17 protein-coding genes and 4 pseudogenes are annotated in these 23170 nt (G+C 64.7%); 17 read left to right on the plus strand and 4 right to left on the minus strand.

The genetic code is table 11. From position 1 onward, the window contains the following. Window positions 1–23 precede the first annotated feature (23 nt). Window positions 24–1085 (minus strand): annotated as a pseudogene (locus XAXN_RS08815) (lipid A deacylase LpxR family protein). A 258-nt stretch (window positions 1086–1343) separates the two neighbouring features. Between XAXN_RS08815 and XAXN_RS08820 the strand changes: the two are divergent. From XAXN_RS08820 to XAXN_RS08835, 4 genes are all read left to right on the plus strand, one after another. Continuing rightward, window positions 1344–1622 (plus strand): YbeD family protein, encoded by a 279-nt coding sequence (locus XAXN_RS08820; protein WP_054319261.1) that lies wholly within the window; start codon window positions 1344–1346, stop codon window positions 1620–1622. Beyond that, window positions 1610–2308, plus strand: a complete 699-nt coding sequence (gene lipB, locus XAXN_RS08825) for a lipoyl(octanoyl) transferase LipB (RefSeq protein WP_054319262.1) — start codon at window positions 1610–1612, stop codon at window positions 2306–2308. The genes XAXN_RS08820 and lipB overlap by 13 nt, the downstream gene beginning before the upstream one ends. Window positions 2309–2322: 14 nt before the next feature. Next, window positions 2323–3336: a lipoyl synthase gene (lipA, locus tag XAXN_RS08830; RefSeq protein ID WP_054319263.1), complete on the plus strand. Its 1014-nt coding sequence runs from the start codon at window positions 2323–2325 to the stop codon at window positions 3334–3336. 399 nt (window positions 3337–3735) lie between these two features. Continuing rightward, window positions 3736–5895, plus strand: coding sequence for a carboxy terminal-processing peptidase (locus XAXN_RS08835; RefSeq protein WP_174515525.1), 2160 nt, complete (start codon window positions 3736–3738; stop codon window positions 5893–5895). 86 nt (window positions 5896–5981) lie between these two features. Here the strand turns inward: XAXN_RS08835 and XAXN_RS08840 are convergent. Further along, a pseudogene (locus tag XAXN_RS08840) lies at window positions 5982–6724 on the minus strand (sulfite exporter TauE/SafE family protein). A gap of 58 nt (window positions 6725–6782) precedes the next feature. Here XAXN_RS08840 and XAXN_RS08845 point away from each other — a divergent pair. Continuing rightward, window positions 6783–7683 (plus strand): annotated as a pseudogene (locus XAXN_RS08845) (LysR substrate-binding domain-containing protein). A gap of 85 nt (window positions 7684–7768) precedes the next feature. On the opposite strand, the gene XAXN_RS08850 reads toward XAXN_RS08845, so the two are convergent. Beyond that, a complete protein-coding gene (locus XAXN_RS08850; protein ID WP_054319265.1) occupies window positions 7769–8632 on the minus strand; it encodes an endonuclease/exonuclease/phosphatase family protein in 864 nt (287 codons plus the stop codon). A 183-nt stretch (window positions 8633–8815) separates the two neighbouring features. On the opposite strand from XAXN_RS08850, the gene XAXN_RS08855 reads away from it, so the two are divergent. The 8 genes and pseudogenes from XAXN_RS08855 (at window position 8816) to gnd (ending at window position 17395) form a co-directional block, all read left to right on the plus strand. Continuing rightward, entirely contained in the window at window positions 8816–9871 is a 1056-nt protein-coding gene (locus XAXN_RS08855; RefSeq protein WP_054319266.1) for a bifunctional nicotinamide-nucleotide adenylyltransferase/Nudix hydroxylase, read from the plus strand. 122 nt (window positions 9872–9993) lie between these two features. Further along, the gene (locus XAXN_RS08860; protein ID WP_054319267.1) at window positions 9994–11397 is read left to right on the plus strand and encodes a nicotinate phosphoribosyltransferase; all 1404 of its coding nucleotides are present in this window, start codon (window positions 9994–9996) and stop codon (window positions 11395–11397) included. A gap of 22 nt (window positions 11398–11419) precedes the next feature. After that, window positions 11420–12517: a radical SAM family protein gene (locus tag XAXN_RS08865; RefSeq protein ID WP_054319268.1), complete on the plus strand. Its 1098-nt coding sequence runs from the start codon at window positions 11420–11422 to the stop codon at window positions 12515–12517. Continuing rightward, window positions 12513–13577: pseudogene (locus XAXN_RS08870) on the plus strand (DNA methyltransferase). The gene XAXN_RS08865 and the pseudogene XAXN_RS08870 overlap by 5 nt, the downstream one beginning before the upstream one ends. Window positions 13578–13651: 74 nt before the next feature. Then, window positions 13652–14431, plus strand: a complete 780-nt coding sequence (locus tag XAXN_RS08875; RefSeq protein ID WP_054319269.1) for a DUF2242 domain-containing protein — start codon at window positions 13652–13654, stop codon at window positions 14429–14431. Window positions 14432–14556: 125 nt separating this feature from the next. Continuing rightward, window positions 14557–14937 (plus strand): glycine zipper 2TM domain-containing protein, encoded by a 381-nt coding sequence (locus tag XAXN_RS08880; protein WP_054319270.1) that lies wholly within the window; start codon window positions 14557–14559, stop codon window positions 14935–14937. A gap of 161 nt (window positions 14938–15098) precedes the next feature. Next, window positions 15099–16433 carry a hypothetical protein gene (locus tag XAXN_RS08885; protein WP_054319271.1) on the plus strand — a complete coding sequence of 445 codons (1335 nt, stop codon included), beginning with the start codon at window positions 15099–15101 and terminating at the stop codon, window positions 16431–16433. Window positions 16434–16453: 20 nt separating this feature from the next. Beyond that, on the plus strand, window positions 16454–17395 hold the full coding sequence (gene gnd / locus XAXN_RS08890; RefSeq protein ID WP_054319272.1) for a phosphogluconate dehydrogenase (NAD(+)-dependent, decarboxylating): 942 nt from the start codon (window positions 16454–16456) through the stop codon (window positions 17393–17395). A 74-nt stretch (window positions 17396–17469) separates the two neighbouring features. Here gnd and XAXN_RS08895 read toward each other — a convergent pair whose 3' ends face one another. After that, complete coding sequence (locus XAXN_RS08895; RefSeq protein WP_054319273.1) at window positions 17470–18525, minus strand: oxidoreductase; 1056 nt, start codon at window positions 18523–18525, stop codon at window positions 17470–17472. A gap of 150 nt (window positions 18526–18675) precedes the next feature. Between XAXN_RS08895 and XAXN_RS08900 the strand changes: the two genes are divergently transcribed. The 4 genes from XAXN_RS08900 to XAXN_RS08915 all read left to right on the plus strand — a co-directional run bounded on the left by XAXN_RS08900 (window position 18676) and on the right by XAXN_RS08915 (window position 23084). Next, the gene (locus XAXN_RS08900; RefSeq protein WP_042821327.1) at window positions 18676–19047 is read left to right on the plus strand and encodes a BON domain-containing protein; all 372 of its coding nucleotides are present in this window, start codon (window positions 18676–18678) and stop codon (window positions 19045–19047) included. Window positions 19048–19329: 282 nt separating this feature from the next. Next, a complete protein-coding gene (locus tag XAXN_RS08905; protein ID WP_054319274.1) occupies window positions 19330–21141 on the plus strand; it encodes a sensor histidine kinase in 1812 nt (603 codons plus the stop codon). Beyond that, window positions 21138–21578 (plus strand): response regulator, encoded by a 441-nt coding sequence (locus tag XAXN_RS08910; RefSeq protein WP_003482689.1) that lies wholly within the window; start codon window positions 21138–21140, stop codon window positions 21576–21578. The genes XAXN_RS08905 and XAXN_RS08910 overlap by 4 nt, the downstream gene beginning before the upstream one ends. Window positions 21579–21581: 3 nt before the next feature. Continuing rightward, the gene (locus XAXN_RS08915; protein WP_054319275.1) at window positions 21582–23084 is read left to right on the plus strand and encodes a response regulator; all 1503 of its coding nucleotides are present in this window, start codon (window positions 21582–21584) and stop codon (window positions 23082–23084) included. Window positions 23085–23170 lie beyond the last annotated feature (86 nt).

Raw genomic sequence — 23170 nt, forward strand, 5'->3', positions numbered from 1 at the left:
TCCCGACTCCCCAATCCCACCTCTCAGAGCATTCGACTGATCGTAAAACTGCCATACACCGGCGTTTCGCGCTGGGTCTTGAATTCGCGGGTGCGCTGGTAGCGGGCGAGGGCGAATTTCCAGCGGCCGTACATCACCGCCAGGCCGTAGCCCACATCGCCGACGAACGGCCGCTTGTCCACGCTGTGACTGTTGCGGAAGGTGTTGCCGTCCAGCGTGATGTCGCGGATCACCCAGCGCGCGTCGGTGGTGACGAACAGGTGGCCGGACCAACCGCTGGCACGCCCGAGCCGGCTGGGGGCGGTGTTTTCGCCCGCGGGTCGGGTGGGGGTGCTGCCGAAGTCATCCGGCAGTTTTCAGCCAAAGCGGGCCTCGCCGCCGGCATTCAAGTGCGTGGCCATGTTGCCGATCGCGCCGCCCCAATGCGAAATGAAATCCCAGCCGAACCCACCGGCATTGCCGCTGGCATCGGCTGGCCAGCGATGCATGCGCTCGTGCACCAGGTTGATCAGCGGCTCGTTGTGCAGCTGGTTGTCCCAACCCTGGAATTTCTCGTCCCCAAGCGCATCGTGGATCGCATCCTGCGCTTCCTTCGCGAACGCCCACGGACCGACAACGCCGACCTGCAGCTGCGTGGTGCGCAGATGCGCATCGTTACGCGCGTTGTAGCCGAAGCTCGCCAGCAGGATGCCGGCATACAGGCGGTCGTCCGGAATGATGTCGCGGCGGGTGTAGTCGGTCGGGGTGAAGATCGCCTGGCCGATCGAAAACACCATGTTCTGCTGGTCGAACTCGCCCGGGTGCAGCCGCTCCAGATAGCTGTTGACCCACCGCGCAGTCCGCGGCAGGCACGGGTTGTCGGTGTAATCGACCAGATTGGGCGACACCAGCGTCAGCACTGCAACGTTGGAATATCCCTGATCCTGATCTTCGCCGCCGAACAAGTCGTTATCCACACGGAAGTTCACCGCAGGCGGCGTGCGCCCAAGACGGCTGGAATCGCACTGATCCGCCGCCAGGGCCGGCAGCGACAGCCCGGAAAGACAAAGCAGCAAGGCAGCAGACAACGCGCGCGGTCGGAGCATGGAGGGGCTGGGCAGGAGAGCTGGATGGAGGAAAAATGCCTACGTCTTCTGCTGCGCCATGTGAAGTGCGCGGTCGTGCCTGCAACCTTTGCCGCTTGGGTTCGCGACCGCGTCGCCAACCGCCCATGGCTGCGGTCGGTTGCGTCACATTTTCGGAAAGCGCGATGCCGCTCGCATGGTGACGCTACAGACGAGCCAGGGGAGTCGATCGGTTTGCAGAGGCTTGGGTTTGCCCATCGCCGGCCCGATAATGGGCGGATGGATATCAGCACCGACAACCCCGATCACGGCTTTCAGTTTCCCGGCACCTTCGAGCTCAGCGCCATGGGCACGGCTGAGCGTGGGCTGGAAACCGAGCTTCCGCGCCTGCTTGCCGCCACCGGCGTGGAGCTCTTGCAGGAGAGCGTGAGCTGGAAGCATTCTTCCAACGGCAAGTATGTCTCGGTCAAGATCGGCTTCCGCGCCGAAAGCCGCGCGCAGTTCGAGGCTGCACACCAGGCGCTGCGCGATCATCCGGAAGTGAAGTGGACGCTGTAGCGGCCGAGCGTGTGAGCAGCTCTACGGCTGGCCTGCCTGCGCAATTACGCGACCTCGGCCAGCAGGACTACACGCCCGTGTGGCGTGCAATGCAGCGTTTCACCGATGCGCGTGATGAGCACACGGCCGATGAGGTCTGGGTGGTCGAGCATGCGCAGGTATTTACGTTGGGCCAGGCCGGCAAGCCCGAGCATGTGCTGGCACCGGGCGAGATTCCGGTGTTGCATGTCGATCGCGGCGGGCAGGTCACTTACCACGGCCCTGGCCAATTAGTGGTGTACCCGCTGCTGGACCTGCGTCGGCTGAAGATCGGTGTACGCGATTACGTGTGCAAGGTCGAGCAGGCGCTCATCGATACGCTGGATGAGTGGAACATCGTGGCCGAGCGCCGTGACGGTGCCCCTGGCGTGTATGTGGGCGGGGCCAAGATCGCCGCGCTCGGGATTCGCGTGCGGCGTGGCTGCACCTTCCACGGGTTGTCGTTCAACGTGGCGATGGACCTTGAACCGTTCCACCGCATCAACCCATGTGGCTACCAGGGGCTGCAGATGACCTCGGTGCTAGACTTGGGCGGCCCCTCCGGGATGGATGCCGTCAAGGCGGTGCTGCTCGACCAGCTGGCGCGCCAGTTCGGCCTCGTGCTGCAGCCCGTTTCCGCATTGCCCGACCTTTCGCTTCCGGCCTGAGCGCCCGTATCGTCATGACCCAGCCTATCGCCCGTTCCATTCCCTTGCAGGTCGTCTCCGGCGACACCGCCGCGCCTGCGCCGCTGCAGACCGGCGTCAAGCAGATCGGTGGCGACAAGATCAATCGCTCGCCGGTGCAGTTCGTCGATGTGCCGGTACTGCGGAAACCGTCGTGGATCCGCGTACGGATTCCGTCCGGCAATGCCGTGCAGAACCTCAAGGCCAAGCTGCGCGAAAACCGCCTGGTCACGGTCTGCGAAGAAGCCAGCTGCCCCAACATCCACGAATGCTTCAGCCACGGCACCGCGACCTTCATGATTTTGGGCGAGGTGTGCACGCGGCGCTGCTCATTCTGCGATGTGGCACATGGCCGGCCCAAGCCGCCTGATGCGAGCGAGCCGGCCAGCCTGGCCGCCACCGTTGCCGACATGGGCCTGAAGTACGTGGTGGTGACCAGCGTGGACCGCGACGATCTACGCGACGGTGGCGCGCAGCATTTCGTCGACTGCATTTCGGCGATCCGGGCCAGTTCGCCCAACACGCGTATCGAAATCCTGACCCCGGATTTCCGCGGCAAGGGCCGCATGGACCGCGCGCTGGAAATCCTGGCGCTAAGCCCGCCGGACGTGTTCAACCACAACATCGAAACCGTGCCAGACCTTTACCCGAATGTGCGCCCCGGCGCGCACTACCAGTGGTCGCTGACGCTGTTGCAGCGCTTCAAGGCGCAGCATCCGTCCATCGCCACCAAGTCCGGCATCATGCTGGGGCTGGGCGAGACGATGGAGCAGGTGCAGGTCACGCTACGCGACCTGCGCGCGCACGATGTGGACATGATCACCATCGGCCAGTATCTGCAGCCGACGCCGCACCATCATCCGGTGATGCGTTACTGGACACCGGAGGAATACAAGGCGCTGGAAGACTACGGTAACGCGCTGGGCTTCAGTCATGTCGCCTCGGGCCCGATGGTGCGTTCTTCGTATCACGCCGATCGGCAGGCTGCAGGCGCTGGCGTCGCCGCCTGAGTCGGCAACAGACGATCGGGCGACTGCCGGGGCGTGTCTGCGATCGATGCTCGAACCAGCCCCGCGGTTTAGGTGTGTTCGACTCGGGCAGGTCCCGCTGGTGTCGGTAGACCAATGATCGACCAGTTGCGGCGTTCTTCGGCCGCTTACATCGCAATGCCAATCAACGACAGCCCCGTGCATCGCGCGGGGCTGTGTCGTCTCTGGCCCATGCGGCGTGCAGGCGCAAGGTACGGTCCCGTTCACAATCTGCTACGGGCCCGGCGCTAGGCTGATTCAGCCAGTGGATGACAACGCCAGCAACTTTCGGCACTGTCATGCTGTCCGATCCGTTCACCGCCTTTCTTTCGTCGGCCCCGTGCCGAGAGCCATTCGATGACCTACAACGTTTCTTCGTGCATGAAGGCCGGCCTGCTGGCGCTGGTGTTGACCACTCCGATGGCTTTGCTCGCACGCGCCGATACTGCGCTGCCGGCCGCTGCCACGCCCGACCAGGCGACGGCCACCAAACTCGTCTACGGCCTGCTCTCCGACAGCCGCTACGCCTACCGGCCGCGCACGCTGGACGAGGCGATGTCCAAGGACGTGTTCAAGCGCTACCTGGAAACGCTGGACGGCGGCAAACAGTTCTTCACCCAGGCCGATATCGACAGCTTCGCGCCGCTCCAGGCCGGTGTGGGCGACGCGTTGCGTGGCGGCAACCTGGAGCCGGCGTTCCAGGTGTTTGCGGTGTACAAGAAGCGCGTCGATCAACGCGTCAAGTACGCGCGCGACCTGCTCAAGCAGGACTTCGATTTCAGCGGGAACGACAAGTTCGAGTACGACCGCAAGGACGTGCCGTGGGCTGCGGACGACAAGCAATTGGACGTACTGTGGCGCCAGTCGGTGATGAACGATTGGCTGCGCCTGAAACTGGCCGGCAAGAAGCCCGACGACATCCGCAAGACGCTGGACAAGCGGTATGTGGCATTGGCCGATTCGGTCAAGCAGCTCAAGGGCGAAGACGTGTTCCAGTTCTTCGTCAACGCCTATACCAATGCCGTCGACCCGCATACCGATTACTTCACCCCGCGCACTGCCGAAACGTTCAACCAGCAGATGTCGCTGTCGTTGGAAGGCATTGGTGCGCAGCTGCAGAAGCAGGACGACATGGTGGTGATCCGCGAGGTGATCCCGGGCGGTCCGGCGTCGGTAGATGGCACGCTCAAGCCGGGCGATCGCATCGTCGGCGTTGGGCAGGCCAAGAACGGCGCGATCGAAGATGTGATCGGCTGGCGCATCGATGACGTGGTGGCGAAGATCCGCGGCAGCAAGGACACCCTGGTTCGCCTGGAGTACATCCCGGCCGAGTCGGGCATCGATGGCAAGCACCGCACGGTGACCCTGACCCGTCAGAAGGTGCGTCTGGCCGAGCAGGCTGCCAAGGGCGAAACCATCACCTTGCCGGCGACCGGCAGCGAGCCGCAGCGCCGCATCGGCATCATCAAGCTGCCGGGCTTCTACCAGGATTTCGAAGGCCGGCGCCGCAACGCGACCGACTATGCCTCGGCCACGCGCGACGTTGCCAAGCTGCTGGCCGGCTTCAAGACCGACAAGATCGATGGCGTGGTGCTTGACCTGCGCAATAACGGCGGTGGTTCGCTCGACGAGGCGATCGAACTGACCGGCTTGTTCATCGAGCAGGGGCCGGTCGTGCAGGTACGCGAATCCGGCGGCCGCGTCACCGTCAATGGCGACAGCGATCCCAAGGTCGCCTGGGAGGGCCCACTGGCTGTATTGATCAACCGCGGCTCGGCGTCGGCTTCGGAGATCTTCGCCGGTGCGATCCAGGATTACGGGCGTGGTCTGGTGATCGGCGAAACCAGCTTCGGCAAGGGCACCGTGCAGAACATCGTCGACCTGGATCGCTGGCCTGCTGCCGAAGGGCAGCGGTATGGGCAGGTCAAGCTGACGATCGCGCAGTTCTTCCGCGTCAGCGGCTCCAGCACCCAGCACAAGGGTGTGGTGCCGGATATCGCCTTCCCGGCCAGCGTGGATGCCACCGAGTTCGGTGAGAGCACGTACGACAATGCATTGCCGTGGACGCGCATCGCCGCTGCCCCGCATACCCAATACGGCAACTTCGCACCACTGCTGCCCAAGTTGCAGTCCTTGCACACTGCGCGCATTGCCACCGACAAGGAATTCCAGTGGTGGGAAGAAGACGTCAAGCAGTTCCGCGACGAAAAGGCCAAGAAGTACATTTCGTTGAATGAGGCCGAGCGCGTTGCCGAGCGACAGAAGCAGGATCAGCAGCGCAAGGATCGCCAGCAGATTCGTAAGCAGCTTGGCCTGCCGCTGGATCCGCTTGCCGAGGACAGCGACGACGGCCTAACTGGTAACGAGCGCGACATCGTCAAGGACACTGCACGCGAAAAGGCCGCCGAAAAGCGTCCGGATCCGCTGCTGCATGAGTCGGCGGCCATCCTGGCCGATGCGCTGAGCTTGCTTTCGCAGGACAAGCCGTTGTCGGCGCAGGTGCTGCCCAAGTCGACCGCACCTGGACGTTGGGCAGACTGATTCAGGTTGCCGATCGACTGCATGGACGCCACCGCTTGCCGGTGGCGTTTTCTTTTCGGCACTACCGTGGCTGCGCGGGCGGCGTCTCAGGCAACCGCCTGCCAGCAGGCCTGCAGGCCGAGCAGCAGCAAGGTGCCGAAAAATATCCGACGGAATACCTCGGGAGAGATGCGGCGTCGCACCCGCGTGCCGGCCCATACGCCAACTGCCGTAGGGAAAAGCGCCAGCAGCGATGGCAGGCCGGCCGAGAGCGGCACGCCGCCATGCCAGACCAGCGCCGTGGCCAGCGCAAGCGTTGCCGTACCGAAGCACGCGGCCAGTGCGCGGATCAACAGCTCGCGTGGCAGACCCAGCGCAGAAAGGTACGGCACCATCGGGAGAACCAGCACGCCGGTAGCGCTATTGAGCAGGCCACCGACCAAGCCGATCAGCGGGCTGCCCCAGCGCCCATGACGTGGCGGCAGGGTCCACTGGCGGCGCGCAAGCCCAAGCAGGGCGTAGGCGACCAGCAAGACCCCAAGCGCGCCGCGCAGGTAGCGCGGATGACCGCCAATCATCAATCCGGCACTCAACCACGTGCCGGCCACCACCATGGCCAACAGCGGCCACAGACGCCGCAACAACACGGTCGCAGCGGGCCCCCAGGCCTGTGCAGATTCGTCACCAACGAAGGCAGCACCAACAGCGCGGCAGCCTGGCTGGGCGGCAGCCACAGCCCCAGCAAACCCATTGCCACGGTGGGCAGCCCCATGCCGGCCACGCCTTTGACCGCGCCAGCTAGCAGGAATACCGCGGCAACCATGACCAGCTGCGAGAGGTCTTCATTCATGGGGGCAGGATCGGTGCGGTAGCGGTGTCCGGCAAGCTGTCTTTGTTTGGAGGTGCAGATGCAGGTGGAATTCACCGACTTGTGGATCTTTGTTGCGGTGGCCGACACCGGCAGCATCATCGCTGGCGCCGACCGCGTGGCGCTGTCGCTGGCGGCTACCAGTGCGCGTATTCGCGCGCTGGAGTTGCAGGTCGGCGCGGCCCTGTTCGAGCGTGGCCGGCGGGGCGTGACGCTCACCGCCGCCGGCCAGGTCCTGCTGCGGCATGCACGGGTACTGGCACGGCAGGAACAGGCCATGCGCAGCGAGCTTGGCGATTACGGACTTGGTGGACAGGTCACCCTGCGATTGGCCGCGAACACCGCCGCACTGTCCGAATGGCTGCCCGAGTGCGTTGCGGATTTTTTGCTGACCCATCCACGGGTGGACCTGACCCTGGCCGAATGGGGCAGCGAGGAGGCTGCCGACGCCGTGCGCGATGAACGTGCGGATCTGGCCGTGGTGGCCGGGCATGTCGACTTCACCGGCCTGCAGCGGCGTCCGTTCCGACAGGACCGCCTGGTGGTCGCGGTGGCCGCCAGCCATCGGCTTGCCAGCGCAGGCAGCCTGCGCCTGGCCGATATCGCGCCGATGCAATTGCTGGCGTTATCGGCCGACAACGCCTTGCAGCGCCACCTGAGGACTCATCTGGCGCGGGCCGGCGTGCAGCTGCGCATCCGCGCGCGCCGGGTATCGACACGCTGTGCCGCATGCTGGCACGCGGCGTGGGCGTGGCCATCGTGCCGCACGCGGCGCTGGCGTGCTCCAGTGTCAGCCAGCAGCTGGCGGCGGTGCCGCTGAGGAAACCTGGGCCCGGCGCGAGCTATCCATCATCTGGCGCGACGGCCCTTCGGCCACCCTGCAGGCCTTGCTGGAATGGCTGCAGGCCAGCGCCGCGAACGCCGGCATTTATCCAGCTTGATCGCCGCAGCGCTGCGTGCATCGGGTGGCCGTGTCAACGCAGGCACGCGCGCTGGCTGCCGGCCAATGGCTCTTGCGCGTGGTTCTCAGCGTGGCCAGTCGAACTCGGCCATCACCGGGTAATGGTCCGACGGCAGAATGCCGCCGGGACGATCGTCCAGGGTCGCAAAGCGGGAAGGACGCAATCCGCGATACAGGATCCAGTCGATGCGTCGGGTCGGGTGCGTGGTGAAATCCTGGAAGGTGTTTTCCGGCCCGCTGCGCTTGCTGGCCTGTGCGCGTGCATCGCGAAGTACTGCGGTCAGCGTGGGGTAGGTGATTTTGTCCGGGTCGCTGTTGAAATCGCCGGTCAGCACCACCGGGATAGTGGCAGGCAACTGCGCGATGCGCGACAGGATCAGGCGCGCGCTGCGCTCGCGGGCGGGCTCGTCCTCATCGCGATACGGAAAGTGCGTGTTGAACAGGTAAAAGCGGCGCTTGTCGCTGCGGCGCTCGAACAGCGCCCAGGTGGCCATGCGTGGCAGTACATTGCCCCAGGTGATGCTGCCGGGGCGTTCGGGCGTGTCGGACAGCCAGAAGTTGCCCGACTCCATCACCTCCAGTACACGCGTGTCGTAGAACACGCCCATGTGCTCGTCGCTGTCATCGCCGCGCCGGCCCTGGCCGAACCAGCGGTAGTCGGGCAACTGTTCGGCCAGAAAGGCAGCCTGTTCGCTCACCAGTTCCTGCGTGCCAAACACGTCCGGATGCGTCTGTTTGATCAACGCGACCATGGCAGCGCGGCGCACTTGCCAGCGTTTGTCGCCATCGGTATCGGCCGGCACGCGCACGTTGAACGACATGACCCGCAGTGGCGCTACCGGCGTGACAGCCAGCGCGGGTAGGGTGATGCACAGCAGTGCACTGATTGCGAGAAGGCAGCGCAGCACCTGCGCGATGGAGCGTGGCATGCAGGGGAATTCCTTGAAGAAGCAAGAGCGCCGAGTCTAGCCAGAGATGATGACCGGTGCGTCACGGCGATGACTACCGAAGCGAAGACAGCCGGCCGCTTGACGCCGTCGTGCATCGGCGTAGCATTTACATCAAGCCGGCGGACAGACTGCCAGCTCACCACTCAACCGTGAGGGATTCTCATGGCAACGCCGTACGACTATCTCGTGTTTATCGGGCGTTTCGAGCCCTTTCATAACGGCCACGCCGCCGTCGCCCGCCACGCGCTGGGCAAGGCGAAAAAGCTCATCATGCTGATCGGCTCGGCCGACACGCCCCGCACCATTCGCAATCCTTGGACCGTCGCCGAACGTGCGGTGATGATCGAATCTGCGCTGCCGGACGAAACCGCGCGGCTGCTCGTGCGGCCGCTACGCGACCATCTCTACAACGAAAGCCTGTGGATTGCCGAAGTGCAGCGGCAGGTTGCCGAAGCGGTGCACGCCGATGGCGGTACGCTGGATGCAAACATCGGCCTGATCGGCATGGACAAGGATGCCAGCAGCTATTACCTGCGTGAGTTTCCGCAGTGGCCGCTGGAAGACGTGCAACATACCGCAACGCTGTCGGCCACCGAATTGCGCCGCTACCTGTTCGAAGCCGGCGATATCGGTTTCCACGGCGGCTTGTTGATGCTGCGCGGTAATGTGCCGGTGCCCGTCTACGACATGCTGGAAGGGTTCTGGCGCAATTCGCCCAGCTACGCGCAACTGGTGGCCGAATACCGCTTCATCGAGCAATACCGCGCCGCGTGGAACGACGCGCCGTATCCGCCGACATTCGTCACTACCGATGCGGTCGTGGTGCATTCGGGGCATGTGCTGCTGGTGCGGCGTCGCGCCGAACCGGGCAAGGGGTTGTGGGCGTTGCCCGGCGGTTTCGTCGGCCAGGAGGAAGGCCTGCTGGATTGCTGCCTGCGCGAGCTGCGCGAGGAAACCCGGCTCAAGTTGCCGGTGCCGGTGCTAAAGGGCTCGTTACGTGGCAAGCAGGTCTTCGATCATCCCGAGCGCAGCCAGCGCGGACGCACCATTACCCATGCGTTCCATTTCGAGTTTCCGGCCGGAGAGTTGCCTGCGGTCCGCGGTGGCGACGATGCCGACAAGGCGCGCTGGATTCCGATCGCCGAAGTGATGGCGATGGGCCCACGCCTGTACGAAGACCACCTGCATATTCTTGAATTCTTCCTGGGCCGTGGCTGACGCGCACAAACGACGACGTGCTGCCGCGATGCCACCAGGCCGCACATGCCGTGACCGCTTGAACCGTGACCTCCCGCCGGCGGACAGACCGCCGGTTCATTCGACGCGAAGGAGCTTCCGTCATGCATTACCTCGATAACCTGCTGCTCAATACCGATAGCTACAAGGCCAGTCACTGGCTGCAATATCCGCCCGGCACCGATGCGTCGTTTTTCTATGTCGAATCGCGCGGTGGGCTTTACGAGCAGACCGTGTTCTTCGGTCTGCAGTCGATCCTGAAAGAAGCGATCAACCGGCCGGTGACGCATGCAGACATCGACGATGCGAAAGCGCTGCTGACGGCGCACGGCGAGCCATTCAACGAGGCAGGCTGGCGCGATATCGTCGACCGGCTTGGCGGGCAGTTGCCGATCCGCATCCGCGCGGTGCCCGAGGGCGCGGTGGTGCCAACGCACAACGTGCTGATGACCATCGAGTCCACCGACGCCAAGGCGTTCTGGGTGCCCTCGTATCTGGAAACCCTGTTGCTGCGCGTGTGGTACCCGGTGACGGTGGCCACGGTGAGCTGGCAGGTCAAGCAGATCGTGCGCGATTATCTGGAGCGTACCAGCGACGATCCGGAAGGGCAGTTGCCTTTCAAACTTCATGATTTTGGCGCGCGTGGCGTGTCCAGTCTTGGCTCGGCTGCATTGGGTGGTGCCGCGCATCTGGTGAATTTTCTCGGTACCGACACCTTGTCGGCGTTGCTGCTGGAGCGTGCGCATTACCACACGCCGGTGGCCGGATATTCGATTCCCGCTGCCGAGCACAGCACCATCACCAGCTGGGGCCGCGAGCGCGAGGTGGATGCGTATCGCAACATGCTGAGGCAGTTCGCGCGCCCGGGTTCCATCGTGGCGGTGGTGTCGGACAGCTACGACATCTACCGCGCCATTGCCGAGCATTGGGGCACCACCTTGCGCGAAGAAGTGATCGCCTCCGGCGCAACGGTGGTGATTCGTCCGGACTCGGGCGACCCGGTGGACGTGGTCGAGCAGTGCCTGCTGTTGCTGGACGAAGCGTTCGGCCATCAGGTCAATGGCAAGGGCTACAAGGTGCTCAACCACGTGCGGGTGATCCAGGGCGATGGTATCAACCCCACCTCGCTGCGCGCGATCCTGGAGCGCATCACCGCCGCCGGCTATGCCGCCGACAATGTCGCTTTCGGTATGGGCGGTGCGTTGCTGCAGAAGGTGGACCGCGACACGCAGAAGTTTGCGTTGAAGTGCTCGGCAGTGCGCGTGGACGGGCAGTGGGTCGATGTCTACAAGGACCCGATCACCGACCAGGGCAAGCAGAGCAAGCGCGGCCGCCTGACCTTGCTGCGCAACCGCAACGATGGCAGCTACCGCAGCGCTTTGCTTGATGAGGTGGACACCTACCCCGACAGCGAGGACGCGTTGGTGACGGTGTGGGAAAACGGCGTGTCGCAACAGGAGTGGACGTTGGAGCAGGTGCGCGCGCGTGCCAACGCGGCGCGTCGCTGACGCGCGGCGCGCAGGGTTCGCCATGCACGCTTCCATCGACGACATTTCCTTGTTGCCTGCTTCGGCGCTGCTGGCGCGTCTGCGCGCCGCAGCACCCAACCTGCAGCGGCGCGTACCGCTGCAGGCCGAGGCCTGCCGCTGGCATGCGCTGCGCATCGGGGCGCGCACGTATCGCGCAGCGTTGCCGATCACCTTTACCCCATATGCCTCGGTGCGGCGGTGTTCGGCGCGCTGCGGGTTCTGTTCGGAAAATCTGCGGCAGCACGGCGGCGGTCGTGCTGCAGCGACGTTGCGACCTGGGCCTGCCTATTTCCAGCAGTTGAGCGCTGTCTTGCAGCTGCTGCGCGATGTGCCACGGTCGTATTCGTTGTCGGGTCTGGAAATGACCGACGATGCAGCGTGGTTGCAGTCCCTGCTGCACACCCTGGCAACCACGCCGAACGGCCCGCGCGTCGAGCAGCGCGTGCTGTACAGCAACGGCGCCGGGCTGGAGCGTGCTCACGGTGCGCGGTTGATCGATGCGCTGTTCGACTTCGGCCTGTCCTGGGTCGAGCTGTCGCGTCACCATCCGCTGCAGGAGCGCAACGACGCGATCATGCGTTTCCGCCCCGACGAGCCCATCGCCGATGCAGCGACCTTCGTGCACACGGCCCAGCGGCTGGCAGCACGGCTGCCGCTGCGACTGGTCTGCATCGTGCAGCGCGGTGGCGTGGACAATGCCGATGCCATTGCACAATACATCGCATGGGCGCGCCGCTGTGGCGCCAGCCAGGTGATCTTTCGGGAATTGTCGCGGTTGCACGATGCCTATCGCAGCAACGGCACGCTGCGCTACATCGGCGAGCACCGCGTCGGCGTGGACACGTTGCTGGACCAGTGCATGCAGCAGCCCTGGTGGTCGCGCTGGCAACCCGATGGTCTCACCGAAGGCTATTATTTCTGGAATGTGCGGCTGCGCGACCAGGCGGGCTTGCAGGTGGTCTTCGAAAGCGCCGACTACGCCGCGATGCATGCGCGCCACGCGACCGGCGATCTGGACAAGCTGGTGTTCTTCGCCAACGGCCGTCTCTGTGCGGGCTGGGACCCGGATGCCGATGTGCTGTGGGAGCCCGCCGATTGATGAGTTCGATCAGCGCAGTTGGTGGACGCCGGCCCCGGATGATGCCGCCTGGGCGCTGCCCGACGATCTGCGCGCGGCCGACCCGCTCAGCGTGCGCGATTGTGGCTGGGTCAATCAGATGCGCCCGTTTGTGCGCCATTTCAGCCGGCCGGGCGAGCAGGTGTTCGACCCGTTCTGTGGCTTTGGCAGCACCTTGCTGGCGGCCGCGCTGGAAGGCCGCAACGCGCATGGCATGGAAATCGATCAGGCACGCGCGCAGTTGGCACGCACGCGTCTGGCGCGGCATGCGGTGGAAGCGCCGGTGGTGGTCGGCAACCTGGCCGAGATCGCGCCGGCGGCCCCGATCGACCTGTGTCTGACCAACGTGCCGTATTTCGGCTGCCACTGGCATGGCGACGTGCCGCCTGGGCAGCTTTACGCGAGCAGCGATTACGCCAGCTATCTGACCGGCATGCGTGCGGTCTTCCACGCGCTGCGCAAGCAGATGCGGCCCGAAGGCGTGGGCGTGGCGATGTTGCAGAACGTGGTGGTCGGCGGCCGCGTGATTCCGCAGGCCTGGGATCTGGGCCGCATCCTGGTCAGCCTGTTCACCCTGCGCGAGGAGCGGGTGCTGTGCTATCGGCGTCCGGGCGCAGCGCTGGCGCATGCCGCTGCACAGAGCAATCGCAGCCACGAATACGCGCTGATTTTTCAGCATTGTCGTGCCCGGCTGGATCTGCAGCAGGACGCGCAATTGCTGCAGGCGGTGCAGGCACAGGGCCTGCCGGTAGTGGTGCATGGCAGCTACGCGCGCTGGCTGGCGTCGCCGACCCTGGTGCCCCAAGGCCCGGCCGATCTGGACTTGATGCTGCGTGGCGAACAAGCGCTGTGGGACCGCCTCACCCTCTGGCTGCAGCAGTAGGGCTTCGCGTTGAGCCTGTGGGGCGAACCGTGCCGTGCGCCGGTGGCACTGGCGATGGTGCGCGCGCACCACTACCTGCGCGCCGAGCGCATCGGTGCCGGTGGCAGCCGTCTGCAGGTAGACCTGCAATTGCCAGTGGATGAACCGCCGTTGCCCTGATCGGGCAAGCCGACGCCGCGCGCACATGGGTTGCCGCTATGCTCTGTGCCGGTTTTGGATGCCGGAATCTCCCCATGTCTTGTTCTTCCCTGATCGCGCGCGGCGCACTGCTTGGCGCGCTGGCAACTCTGGCGGGCTGCGGCGGCAGCAAGGGCGACACGATGCTGATGCGCGAGTCGTTCAATTCCGATGACACCTATTCGCGCAGCGTGGCGGCCAGTTCGCCGCAAGCCTGCGAGGCGGCGCGACGCGTGCTGCTGAGTCAGGGCTACGCCGTCACGCGCGCCGATGCTGCAGCGGTGGAGGGCAGCAAGAACTTCCAGCTCAAGGAAGCAGACCAGAGCGAACAACTCAATCTGCGCATTTCCTGCGCCAGCCAAGACGGCGGCAAGGCGCAGGTGTTCGTGAGCGCGCTGCAGGACCGTTACGCACTGAAGAAGAGCTCCACCTCGGCTAGCGTAGGCGTGGGCATGCTGGGGTCGGTGTCGCTGCCGGTCGGTAGCAGTGGCGATTCGCTGGTGCGCGTGTCCAGCACCACGGTGCAGGATGCGGCCTTCTACAAGCGCTTTTTTGAACGCCTGAATTCGTATCTCCCCAAGGTCACCGAAGCGTTGCCTGCTGCCGCGAGTACGGCGCCCACGCCCGCACCCGCGCATGCGGCGACACCAGTGCCGGCAGCTGCGGTTCCGGCCACCCCTGCCGCAACTACCCCGACCCCGGCGCAGCCTGCGCCCGCTGTGGCGGCTCCCGCAACGGTTGCCCAGCCGCCGGTGGCGCCATTGCCGGTCGAAGCGCAGAACCCGCCATCGGCACCGGCGAAGGTGCCGCAGAGCGAACCGGCCAAACAGCCGTGACGACGCGGTTCACGCTCCGCTCTAAAGCCTGAATAGCCAGGCGTGCGCTTCACGTTGTGTTCTCGACCCAGCGGCCAGAGTGCGCCCATGCCTCGCCGAGCGGGCGAGAAACGTGGAGAACAACGATGAAAATGCGCAACTCCCTGCTGGGTATGTCCCTGATCGGCCTGATGGCGACGAGCACCTTCGCCCAGGCTCAAAACTACTCGCATCAGCAGCGCTATTCGGAAGCGGACGAAGGTCGCAGGTTCAATGACGGCACCCGCGTGCGCTGCCGCAATGTCGAAGTACAAAAGAACTCGACCGACCCGAACCGCATCGGCGGTACGCTGGCCGGCGCTGCAATCGGTGGCCTGCTGGGCAACCAGGTTGGCGGCGGTAACGGCAAGAAGTTGGCAACTGTGGCAGGTGCGGTGGCCGGTGGTGCTGCAGGTCGCACCATTCAAGGCAATCGCCAGCAAGCCAATGGCAATCGCCAGGTCGAGCGTGTCTGCGAACGTCGCTGAGGCGGTACTGCGATTGGTCTGAATTGAACCTTGCGAGCCCCGGCCAAGCCGGGGCTTTCTACGTCTGAGAGTGGGGTCGTGCCAACAGTTCATTGCGTATGTCATCGATGAGTGTCGTCCACGCGCACCGCAGTTCGCCATCGCGATCACCAGCGGCGCCGATGCCGCCACGGCCAGCACGTCTGCTCCGACTTGCTTTGCTTGCGTGTGCAAGTGCCTTGCTGGCGGGGCAGTTGCTGCAGGTTGTCGATGCCGCTCCGAGCCAGGCTGCGCACGCCGCCAGCGCGGATTGCGTGGAAGCCCTGCTGCGACGGATGGGCTGGACCATCCATCGCGCCGCAGTGAGCGCACCGGTACTACAGCGTGGTGAGCCGTGTACGCGCGGCACGCTTGCACAGGCGCAGGCCGCCGGCGATCTGCAGCTGACTCTTCCGGCCGACTGGAACACGCAACAGCGCGGCGCAGCGCTCACCGCAGTGCTGGACGATGCAGCGACGCACTGCGCCTATGCGTTCGAACTCGGTGCAGCCACCCGCCGCGCGGTGAAGCAGTTGCAGAACAACCCGCGCTATCGCTTCTCGGCGCTGCAACTGGGGTGGATTGGATTCGGCTGGCGTGGCGCAGCGGCGCAGGGCTGGAGCGGGTTTCGCAGTTTCGGTCGCGGGTATCAGCCGCGCGGCAGCAATGCGCAAGCGCTGGATGCGTTCTACCGCGGCCAGGTGCGTTCCGAGTGCGGCGTGGGCCGCCAGGTGGCTCAGCTCGCCACCCAGCGCGAATTGTTCGGCGATGCCGGGTTCGATAAGGTGTTTACGCCTGGTGAAGTGTCGATCGGCACGTTCCTGACCTTGCACGACACCGACAGCATCCTGCTCGGTGCGCATGCCGGCGAATTCTTTGCCGACGGCAAGGCGGTGAAAACCTCACAGCTCGGGCGGCAGGCGTTCGTCGGTGCACCAGGTTTCATCGCGCACGTGTTCGACAAGGCCTATCTGGATGACATCCACAATCAGGCCGAGAATTTCGTGGTGGTGGATGTCAGCGATGCAGCCGCGCGAGCGCTGGCGCAACATGGTGGCTTTGAGTATTACGACGCGCGCAACCGGCAGATCTGGGAGCTGGCCAAACAGTTGCGCGGGCCCGGCAAGCGCCAATTCGAGCGCCTGCTTTACGAGCGCGATGCAGCATTGCGCGCCACGCTCGACCCGCAGCAGCAGGCACAGCTGCAGACGCTGCTGGATGACCCGTTCTACCAGGGCTTTTTGGTCTATGTGCACCCCAAGGGCACCAAGCCGATCGGCTACCACGTGGCACGCTTGCTCGACCGTAACCCGCGCACGCCGTACGCCATTGACCTGACCTTGCACAATCTGCGCACCACCTTGTACTGGCGGTGGATCGACTGGCAGCTGCAGCAGTGCAGCGCCGCCACCGTCGCGGAACAATCCATTGAGAATTCCGCCACGCCAGCGTACACCGAGCATGGCACCCTGCACTGATCAGATCATGAGGAGCGATTATGGAACTGGGTATGGTGGGACTGGGCCGCATGGGCGCCAACATGGCCGAGCGCTTGGTCAATGGTGGACATCGCGTGCATGGCTACGATCCGGGCGCGAACGCGCGCACCAGCGCGCAAGCCAAGGGCATTGTCACTGCCGATGCGCTGGCAGCGCTGGTGGCCGCACTGCCGAGCCCGCGCGTGGTGTGGTTGATGGTCCCGGCCGGCAAGATCGTCGATGACACGCTGGCGCAGCTGTTGCCCTTGCTGCAGGCCGGCGACATCGTCATCGATGGCGGTAATTCGTACTACAAGGATTCGCAGCGGCGTGCGGCGTTGCTGCAGGCCAGCGGCATCGCGTTTGTCGATTGCGGCACCAGCGGCGGCATCTGGGGTCTGCAGGAAGGTTACAGCTTGATGGTGGGTGGCGACGAAGCGGCGGTGACTACGTTGCATCCGATCCTGGCAACGCTCGCGCCGGCGCCGGACAAGGGCTGGGGACGGGTTGGCCCGAGTGGTGCCGGCCACTTCACCAAGATGGTCCACAACGGCATCGAATACGGAATGATGCAGGCTTATGCCGAAGGCTTCGCGTTGATGCAGCACAAGGCCGATTTTGCGCTGGATCTGCACCAGGTTGCCGAAATCTGGCGCGATGGCAGCGTGGTGCGTTCGTGGTTGCTGGATCTGACGGCCGATGCGTTGACGCATAACCCCACCATGGCCGGCATCGCGCCGTACGTGGCCGATTCGGGCGAAGGCCGCTGGACGGTCGCCGAAGCGATCGATCTGGAAGTCTCTGCACCGGTCATCACGTTGTCGCTGATGGAGCGGCTGCGCTCGCGCGACAAGGATTCGTTTACGGACAAACTGCTCGCGGCGATGCGCAACCAGTTCGGCGGCCACGCGGTGATGACCACGACCTCGGCAGCGCCGACGATCGGGAGCAAGGACGCGTAAGGTGTGGACCCGATGACGGTGCGCGTCCGGATTGCGGCGCGCACTGTTGGAAGGGCAGAACCGTCCTAGCGTGATCAGTCGCGCGCGGCATCCAGCCACTGCACTCGGCCGTCCGCAGCGCTGCGTTGCGCAAGGTCCATCAACTGCATCAGCTGCACCGCATCGCCGCTGCTGACCGGCGCCGGGCCGGTGCCGGCCAGTGCGTCGCGAAAGGCGGCGTAGCACTGCCGATAGTCGCCCGGTAGGTTGTCGGGCTGATGAGTGTGGATGCGGCCTTCGTCATCGACGCGGGTGAGCGTCCCCGGTAACGGGTCCACGCCCCAGCCGACCGTGCCGGGGCGACGACCGGCGCGCAGCTGGTCTTCCTGCGTATCCAGGCCGCGTTTGAGGTAACTGCCGCGCGTGCCGTGTACGGCGAAGCGCAGGCTGCCATCGGCCACCAGCGACCCCGCGTGCAGAATCACGCGCAGCCGAGGGTAGTGCAGGGTGACGTGGAAATAATCGACGCTGCGTGCCTGGTCGCGCTGACGTTGCAGATCCGCGCCAATGCCCTGCGGCATACCGAACAACTGCATCGCCTGATCCAGCAGATGCGGACCCAGGTCATACCACAATCCGGCACCGGGGCTATCGCTCTCGCGCCAACGGTCGCGCACTTGCGGGCGATAGCGGTCGAAGTGCGAATGGAACTCCACCACTTCGCCCAGCTGGCCTTCTTCGATCAACCGGCGCACGGTGAGAAAGTCCGCGTCCCAGCGGCGATTCTGGAACACGCTGATGATGCACCCCGCCGCATTGGTGGCATCGACTATCTGCTGCGCCTGCGTGGCATCCAGCGCGAACGGCTTGTCCACCAGCACATGTTTGCCGGCGGCCAGGGCCTTCAGCGCGAAGGGGGCATGGGTGTGGTTCGGGGTGGCCAGCACCACGGCATCCAGGGTGGGATCGGCCAGCGCACTGTCGAGGTCGGCCATCACGGTAATGCCGGGAAAATCGGATTGTGGCTGTTGCGGCTTGGACGACACCACGCTGTGCAATTGCAGGCCGGGGGTGCTCGCGATCAGCGGTGCATGGAAGGTGCGGCCGACATAGCCATAGCCGACGACGGCCAGATTGAACAGTTTAGGCATTGAAAACGGTTCATCGCAACGACGGAGGGAGCCCGCATGGTATTGCACCTGCCCGTGTGCGCAGGGTTCACAACCTCTGCATGCAACAGTCACGTCTGCTCGACGAGCGCCACGGCAAGCTGCGCCCACATTCAACAGGAGGTGCTTGGTATGAAGAACATGACGCATGCACACAAGCTGCTGGCTCTGTCGCTGTCGCTCGGTCTGACTCTCGGTGCGTCGCAGGCATTTGCGGCACCGCAGGAACATGCCGATCACAACGACCACGCCGCCGGCATGAACGAGTCCAAGAAGCCGGTCACCGACACCTGGATCACCACCAAGGTCAAGGCCGACCTGCTGGCCACCGACAATGTCTCGGGTACCGACGTGAAGGTCAAGACCAAGAACGGCATCGTGACCCTGACCGGCGCGGTCGCCACCCAGGCTGAGTATGACAAGGCCGTTGCCGTTGCCAAGGGCATCGAGGGCGTCAAGAGCGTCAAGTCGACCGGCCTGAAGGTCACCGCTGCGAAGAAGTAAGCGCAGCTGCTGCGAATGCCGGGCCGCCGAGGCGAGGCGGCGACCCGAGCACCGGGCGCACTCCACGGAGTGCGCCTTTTTCATTTTGAAGAAGTGTGCGCTGAGCCGATCGCCGGCAAGGCGCTCGCGCCGTTTTCACGCGTGCTACACGTATGATATGCCCATTCAGCTATGTCACGGACTGACATGATTTCTCTGAACCATTAATCTGGCAAGCTGCGTGATCGGAGACAATGCCGGTCAGTCCTTGGCCCCCTGCAGTGAGCAGAATTCGGTCCAGCAATGCAAACAACGGTCCAAGCAGACAAATGGGATCGCTGGCGCCTGCCTCTGTTGGCGGTCGCCGTGTTCCTGATTGTGGTGGTGCCTTCGTTGGTGCTGCAGCAGATGGCCCGCAACGCCAACCAGGCCGCGTCGTGGGTATCGCATAGCCAGCAAGTGCAGGAGACTGCCCAGCGCCTGGAGGCGGCGATGCGCGATACCGAATCGGCGGCGCTGATGCGCTCGCACGGCGTGGAGCGCGAAGCACTGAATGAGCGTATGCGCCGCGGCCGGCGCGAATCTCTTGCCGCCGTGCAGCGGCTGATCGAACTGACCAGGGACAACCCTTCGCAGCTGGTGCGCATCGGGCGCATCCAGAGCAGCATCGAACGGCGTCTGCTGTCGTCCGAGCGCATTGCGGTGACCACCGCGCCGGAGCAAATACGCGCGCTGATCAACGACATGACCCTGAACAACCCGAGCCGTCTGCTGATCGACGACCTGCGAAGCGCCGAAAGCCGTTTGCTGGCGCTGCGCAATGCGCGCGCCCAGACCGAGCGCATGCATTACGCGGTGCTGAGCTGGACGGCGCTGGCGGTGCAGTTGCTGTTGCTGGGTACCGTGACCTGGCTGCTGCAGCGGCAGATCCGCCGCCGGCTGGCGGCCGAGCAGGAATACCTGCGTGCCAACGGTCGCGCCAGCTCGGTGCTGCAAACCGTGCGCGAGCCGATCGTGCTGCTGGATGCCAGCCAGCGCATCGTGTTGCATAACCCTGCCTTTGCCGACCTGTATGGCCTGGAAGAGCGCGGCAACGAATTGATGCCGCTGGAAGATGTGGGTGATGGCGTCTGGCGCGATGCGCAGATCCATCAACGGCTGGCGGACGTGTTGTTGCGTGGCCGCGAGTTGTGGGATTACGAACACGAGCAGCGCGCCGCCGACGGCGTGCTGCGCACCATGTTGATCAATGCACGCCGCATGCCGCTACCCGACACCACCGACGAAGACGTGGTGCTGATGACGGTGAGCGACATCAGCCTGCAGAAGGCCGCGCAGTTGCGTATCCAGGAGCTCAACCGGCAGATGGAAGGCAAGGTGGAGCAGGTCTCGGAAGTCAACCGCGAGCTGGAAGCCTTCAGTTACTCGGTCTCGCACGATCTGCGCGCACCGCTGCGGCACGTGGCCGGATTCTCCGACAAGCTGGCGCGCCATCTGGGCGATGCCGCCGACGAGAAGTCGCGCCATTACATGGAAGTGATCAGCAGCTCGGCGCGGCGCATGGCCTCGCTGATCGACGATCTGCTGGTGTATTCGCGCCTGGGCCGCGGTGCGTTGCGCCTGCAGGCGGTGGACATGCAATCGCTGGTGGCCGAAACGCGCGCGATCCTGGATTCCAACGTGCAGAGCGAGAACACCGGCCACCGGGTGGAATGGCATATCGCACCGTTGCCGGTGCTGGTTGCCGACGAAAACATGATGCGTCAGCTGTGGATGAACCTGCTTGGCAATGCGGTCAAGTACAGTGCCAAGCGCGAGGTGGCCAAGATCGAGGTCAGCTACACGCAGATGTCCGACGGCGGCCACCAGTTCAGCGTGCGCGACAACGGTGCCGGTTTCGATATGGAATACAGCGGAAAACTGTTCGGTGTGTTCCAACGTCTGCACAAGGCCAGCGAATACGCTGGTACCGGCATCGGCCTGGCCAGCGTACGGCGCGTGTTGACGCGTCACGGCGGCCGGGTGTGGGCTGAAAGCGTCGTCGACGAGGGCGCCACGTTTTATTTCGTGTTACCTCCTGCGCTTGAAGCGCCCAACCAAGAGTTCACTGCATGACCGCCATCCGTACCATTCTTCTGGCAGAAGACAGCCCCGCCGATGCGGAGATGGCGGTCGACGCCTTGCGCGAAGCCCGCCTTGCCAATCCCATCGTGCATGTCGAAGACGGCGTGGAAGCCATGGACTATCTGCTGCGCCGCGGCATGTTCGCCGACCGTGAGGAAGGCCTGCCGGCCGTGCTGCTGCTGGACATCAAGATGCCGCGCCTGGACGGGCTGGAAGTGCTCAAGCAGGTGCGCAGCGACGAGACGCTCAAGCGCCTGCCGGTGGTGATCCTGTCCTCCTCGCGCGAAGAAAGCGATCTGGCCCGCAGCTGGGACCTGGGCGTGAATGCCTACGTGGTCAAGCCGGTGGACGTGGATCAGTTCTTCAACGCGGTCAAGACGCTCGGCACGTTCTGGGCGGTCATCAACCAGGCACCGGAGCTGGACTGAACCATGCCGCAAGAGGGGGGCAACCTGGAGCAGCTGAAGATCCTTCTGGTGGAAGATTCACCGGAAGACGCCGAGCTGTTATCCGATCAGTTGCTCGAGGCCGGGCTGGATGCGGCGTTCGAGCGCGTGGACAGCGAGCCGTCGCTGCGCGCCGCGCTGGATGACTTCCAGCCGGACATCGTGCTGTCGGACCTGAGCATGCCGGGCTTTTCCGGCCACCAGGCGCTGCGTCTGGTGCGCCAGAACGGTGCCACGCCCTTCATCTTCGTCTCCGGCACCATGGGTGAGGAGACCGCGGTCAAGGCGCTGCAGGATGGCGCCAACGACTACATCATCAAGCACAACCCGACGCGCTTGCCGAGCGCGGTGATCCGCGCGATCCGCGAGGCGCGCGCGGATCTGGAGCGCCAGCGCGTGGAAAGCGAGCTGATGCGTGCGCAGCGCCTGGAAAGCCTGGCGATGCTGGCTGCCGGTTTGAGCCACGACCTGCGCAATATCCTGCAACCGTTGTTGATCGTGCCCGACCTGCTGGCCGGGCGCACCGACGACCCGCAGCTGCGTCAGCTGGCCAACGTGGTGGCCGAATGCGGCCGGCGCGGGCATGAAATGGCCGAGTCGATGCTCTCGTTCGTGCGCGGTTCCAACAAGCCGCGTGAGCAGGTATCCATCGCCAATCTGTTTCAGGCCGTGCAGATGCTGCTCAAGAGCAGCCTGCCCGACGGCGTGCGTCTGCAGATGGACACCATCGCTGCGGATCTGACCATCGAGGCCAACTACACCGAATTGCAGCAATGCCTGCTCAACCTGGGCTTGAACGCGATCCAGGCGATGCCGGAGGGTGGCAGACTGATCCTGGCAGCCGATCGCTACGATGCCTCGCGCGTGCGCATGAGCGTGGCCGACACCGGCGTGGGCATGAGCTACGAAACCCGCGCGCGCCTGTTCCGTCCTTTCTTCACCACCAAGGCCGATGGCACCGGGCTGGGACTGATTTCGTGCAAGCGCATCATCGAAAGCTATGGCGGCAGCATCGTGGTCGATAGCCGGCTGGGCGAGGGCACGCGCTTTGACATGATCGTGCCGATGCGCTCGCTCTCTGCAGCGGTGACTGAAGCCGAACTGCCGCTCCCGCTCGGCCATGGGCAGCGCATTTTGCTGGTGGATGGCGAAGCCACGCGCCTGTCGCTGCTGGGCAATGCGCTTTCCAGTCAGGGCTATCAGCCGCAGCTGGCCAGCGATGGCGCCGCGGCACTGCAACTGGTGCAGCAGCACGCGATGCCGGATCTGGTTATCATCGACAGCGACATCATCCTGCTCTCGGCAGTGAGCGTGCTGTTGAGCATGCAGGAGCTGGGGTACCAGGGCCCGGCGATCGTGCTGGAAGATGTCGGTGCGCCGCTGCAGCGGGTGCATTTCCCGTCGGATCTGCCGGTGCATGTGCTGCGCAAACCCTTGGAAATGCGCCGTGTGTTCCGCGCCGTCTCGCATGCGCTGGAAGTGGCCTGACACCACGTCGCGCACACCCATCGCGTGCATCGATGGGTGCAACGCGATTGCAACAGTTGACGTCCACGCCGGCCGCATGTGCGAAT

Origin of the sequence: Xanthomonas axonopodis (genome assembly GCF_001304695.1) — a bacterium.
Classification (GTDB): domain Bacteria; phylum Pseudomonadota; class Gammaproteobacteria; order Xanthomonadales; family Xanthomonadaceae; genus Xanthomonas; species Xanthomonas axonopodis.

Coding starts and splice junctions, on each gene's coding strand:
- gnd (WP_054319272.1), top strand. CDS start 16,454: ATGGAACTGGGTATGGTGGGACTGGGCCGCATGGGCGCCAACATGGCC.
- XAXN_RS08850 (WP_054319265.1), bottom strand. CDS start 8,632: ATGCCACGCTCCATCGCGCAGGTGCTGCGCTGCCTTCTCGCAATCAGT.
- XAXN_RS08835 (WP_174515525.1), top strand. CDS start 3,736: ATGAAGGCCGGCCTGCTGGCGCTGGTGTTGACCACTCCGATGGCTTTG.
- XAXN_RS08910 (WP_003482689.1), top strand. CDS start 21,138: ATGACCGCCATCCGTACCATTCTTCTGGCAGAAGACAGCCCCGCCGAT.
- XAXN_RS08855 (WP_054319266.1), top strand. CDS start 8,816: ATGGCAACGCCGTACGACTATCTCGTGTTTATCGGGCGTTTCGAGCCC.
- XAXN_RS08875 (WP_054319269.1), top strand. CDS start 13,652: ATGTCTTGTTCTTCCCTGATCGCGCGCGGCGCACTGCTTGGCGCGCTG.
- XAXN_RS08860 (WP_054319267.1), top strand. CDS start 9,994: ATGCATTACCTCGATAACCTGCTGCTCAATACCGATAGCTACAAGGCC.
- XAXN_RS08885 (WP_054319271.1), top strand. CDS start 15,099: ATGCCGCCACGGCCAGCACGTCTGCTCCGACTTGCTTTGCTTGCGTGT.
- XAXN_RS08900 (WP_042821327.1), top strand. CDS start 18,676: ATGAAGAACATGACGCATGCACACAAGCTGCTGGCTCTGTCGCTGTCG.
- XAXN_RS08865 (WP_054319268.1), top strand. CDS start 11,420: ATGCACGCTTCCATCGACGACATTTCCTTGTTGCCTGCTTCGGCGCTG.
- XAXN_RS08895 (WP_054319273.1), bottom strand. CDS start 18,525: ATGCCTAAACTGTTCAATCTGGCCGTCGTCGGCTATGGCTATGTCGGC.
- XAXN_RS08915 (WP_054319275.1), top strand. CDS start 21,582: ATGCCGCAAGAGGGGGGCAACCTGGAGCAGCTGAAGATCCTTCTGGTG.
- XAXN_RS08905 (WP_054319274.1), top strand. CDS start 19,330: ATGCAAACAACGGTCCAAGCAGACAAATGGGATCGCTGGCGCCTGCCT.
- XAXN_RS08880 (WP_054319270.1), top strand. CDS start 14,557: ATGAAAATGCGCAACTCCCTGCTGGGTATGTCCCTGATCGGCCTGATG.
- lipA (WP_054319263.1), top strand. CDS start 2,323: ATGACCCAGCCTATCGCCCGTTCCATTCCCTTGCAGGTCGTCTCCGGC.
- XAXN_RS08820 (WP_054319261.1), top strand. CDS start 1,344: ATGGATATCAGCACCGACAACCCCGATCACGGCTTTCAGTTTCCCGGC.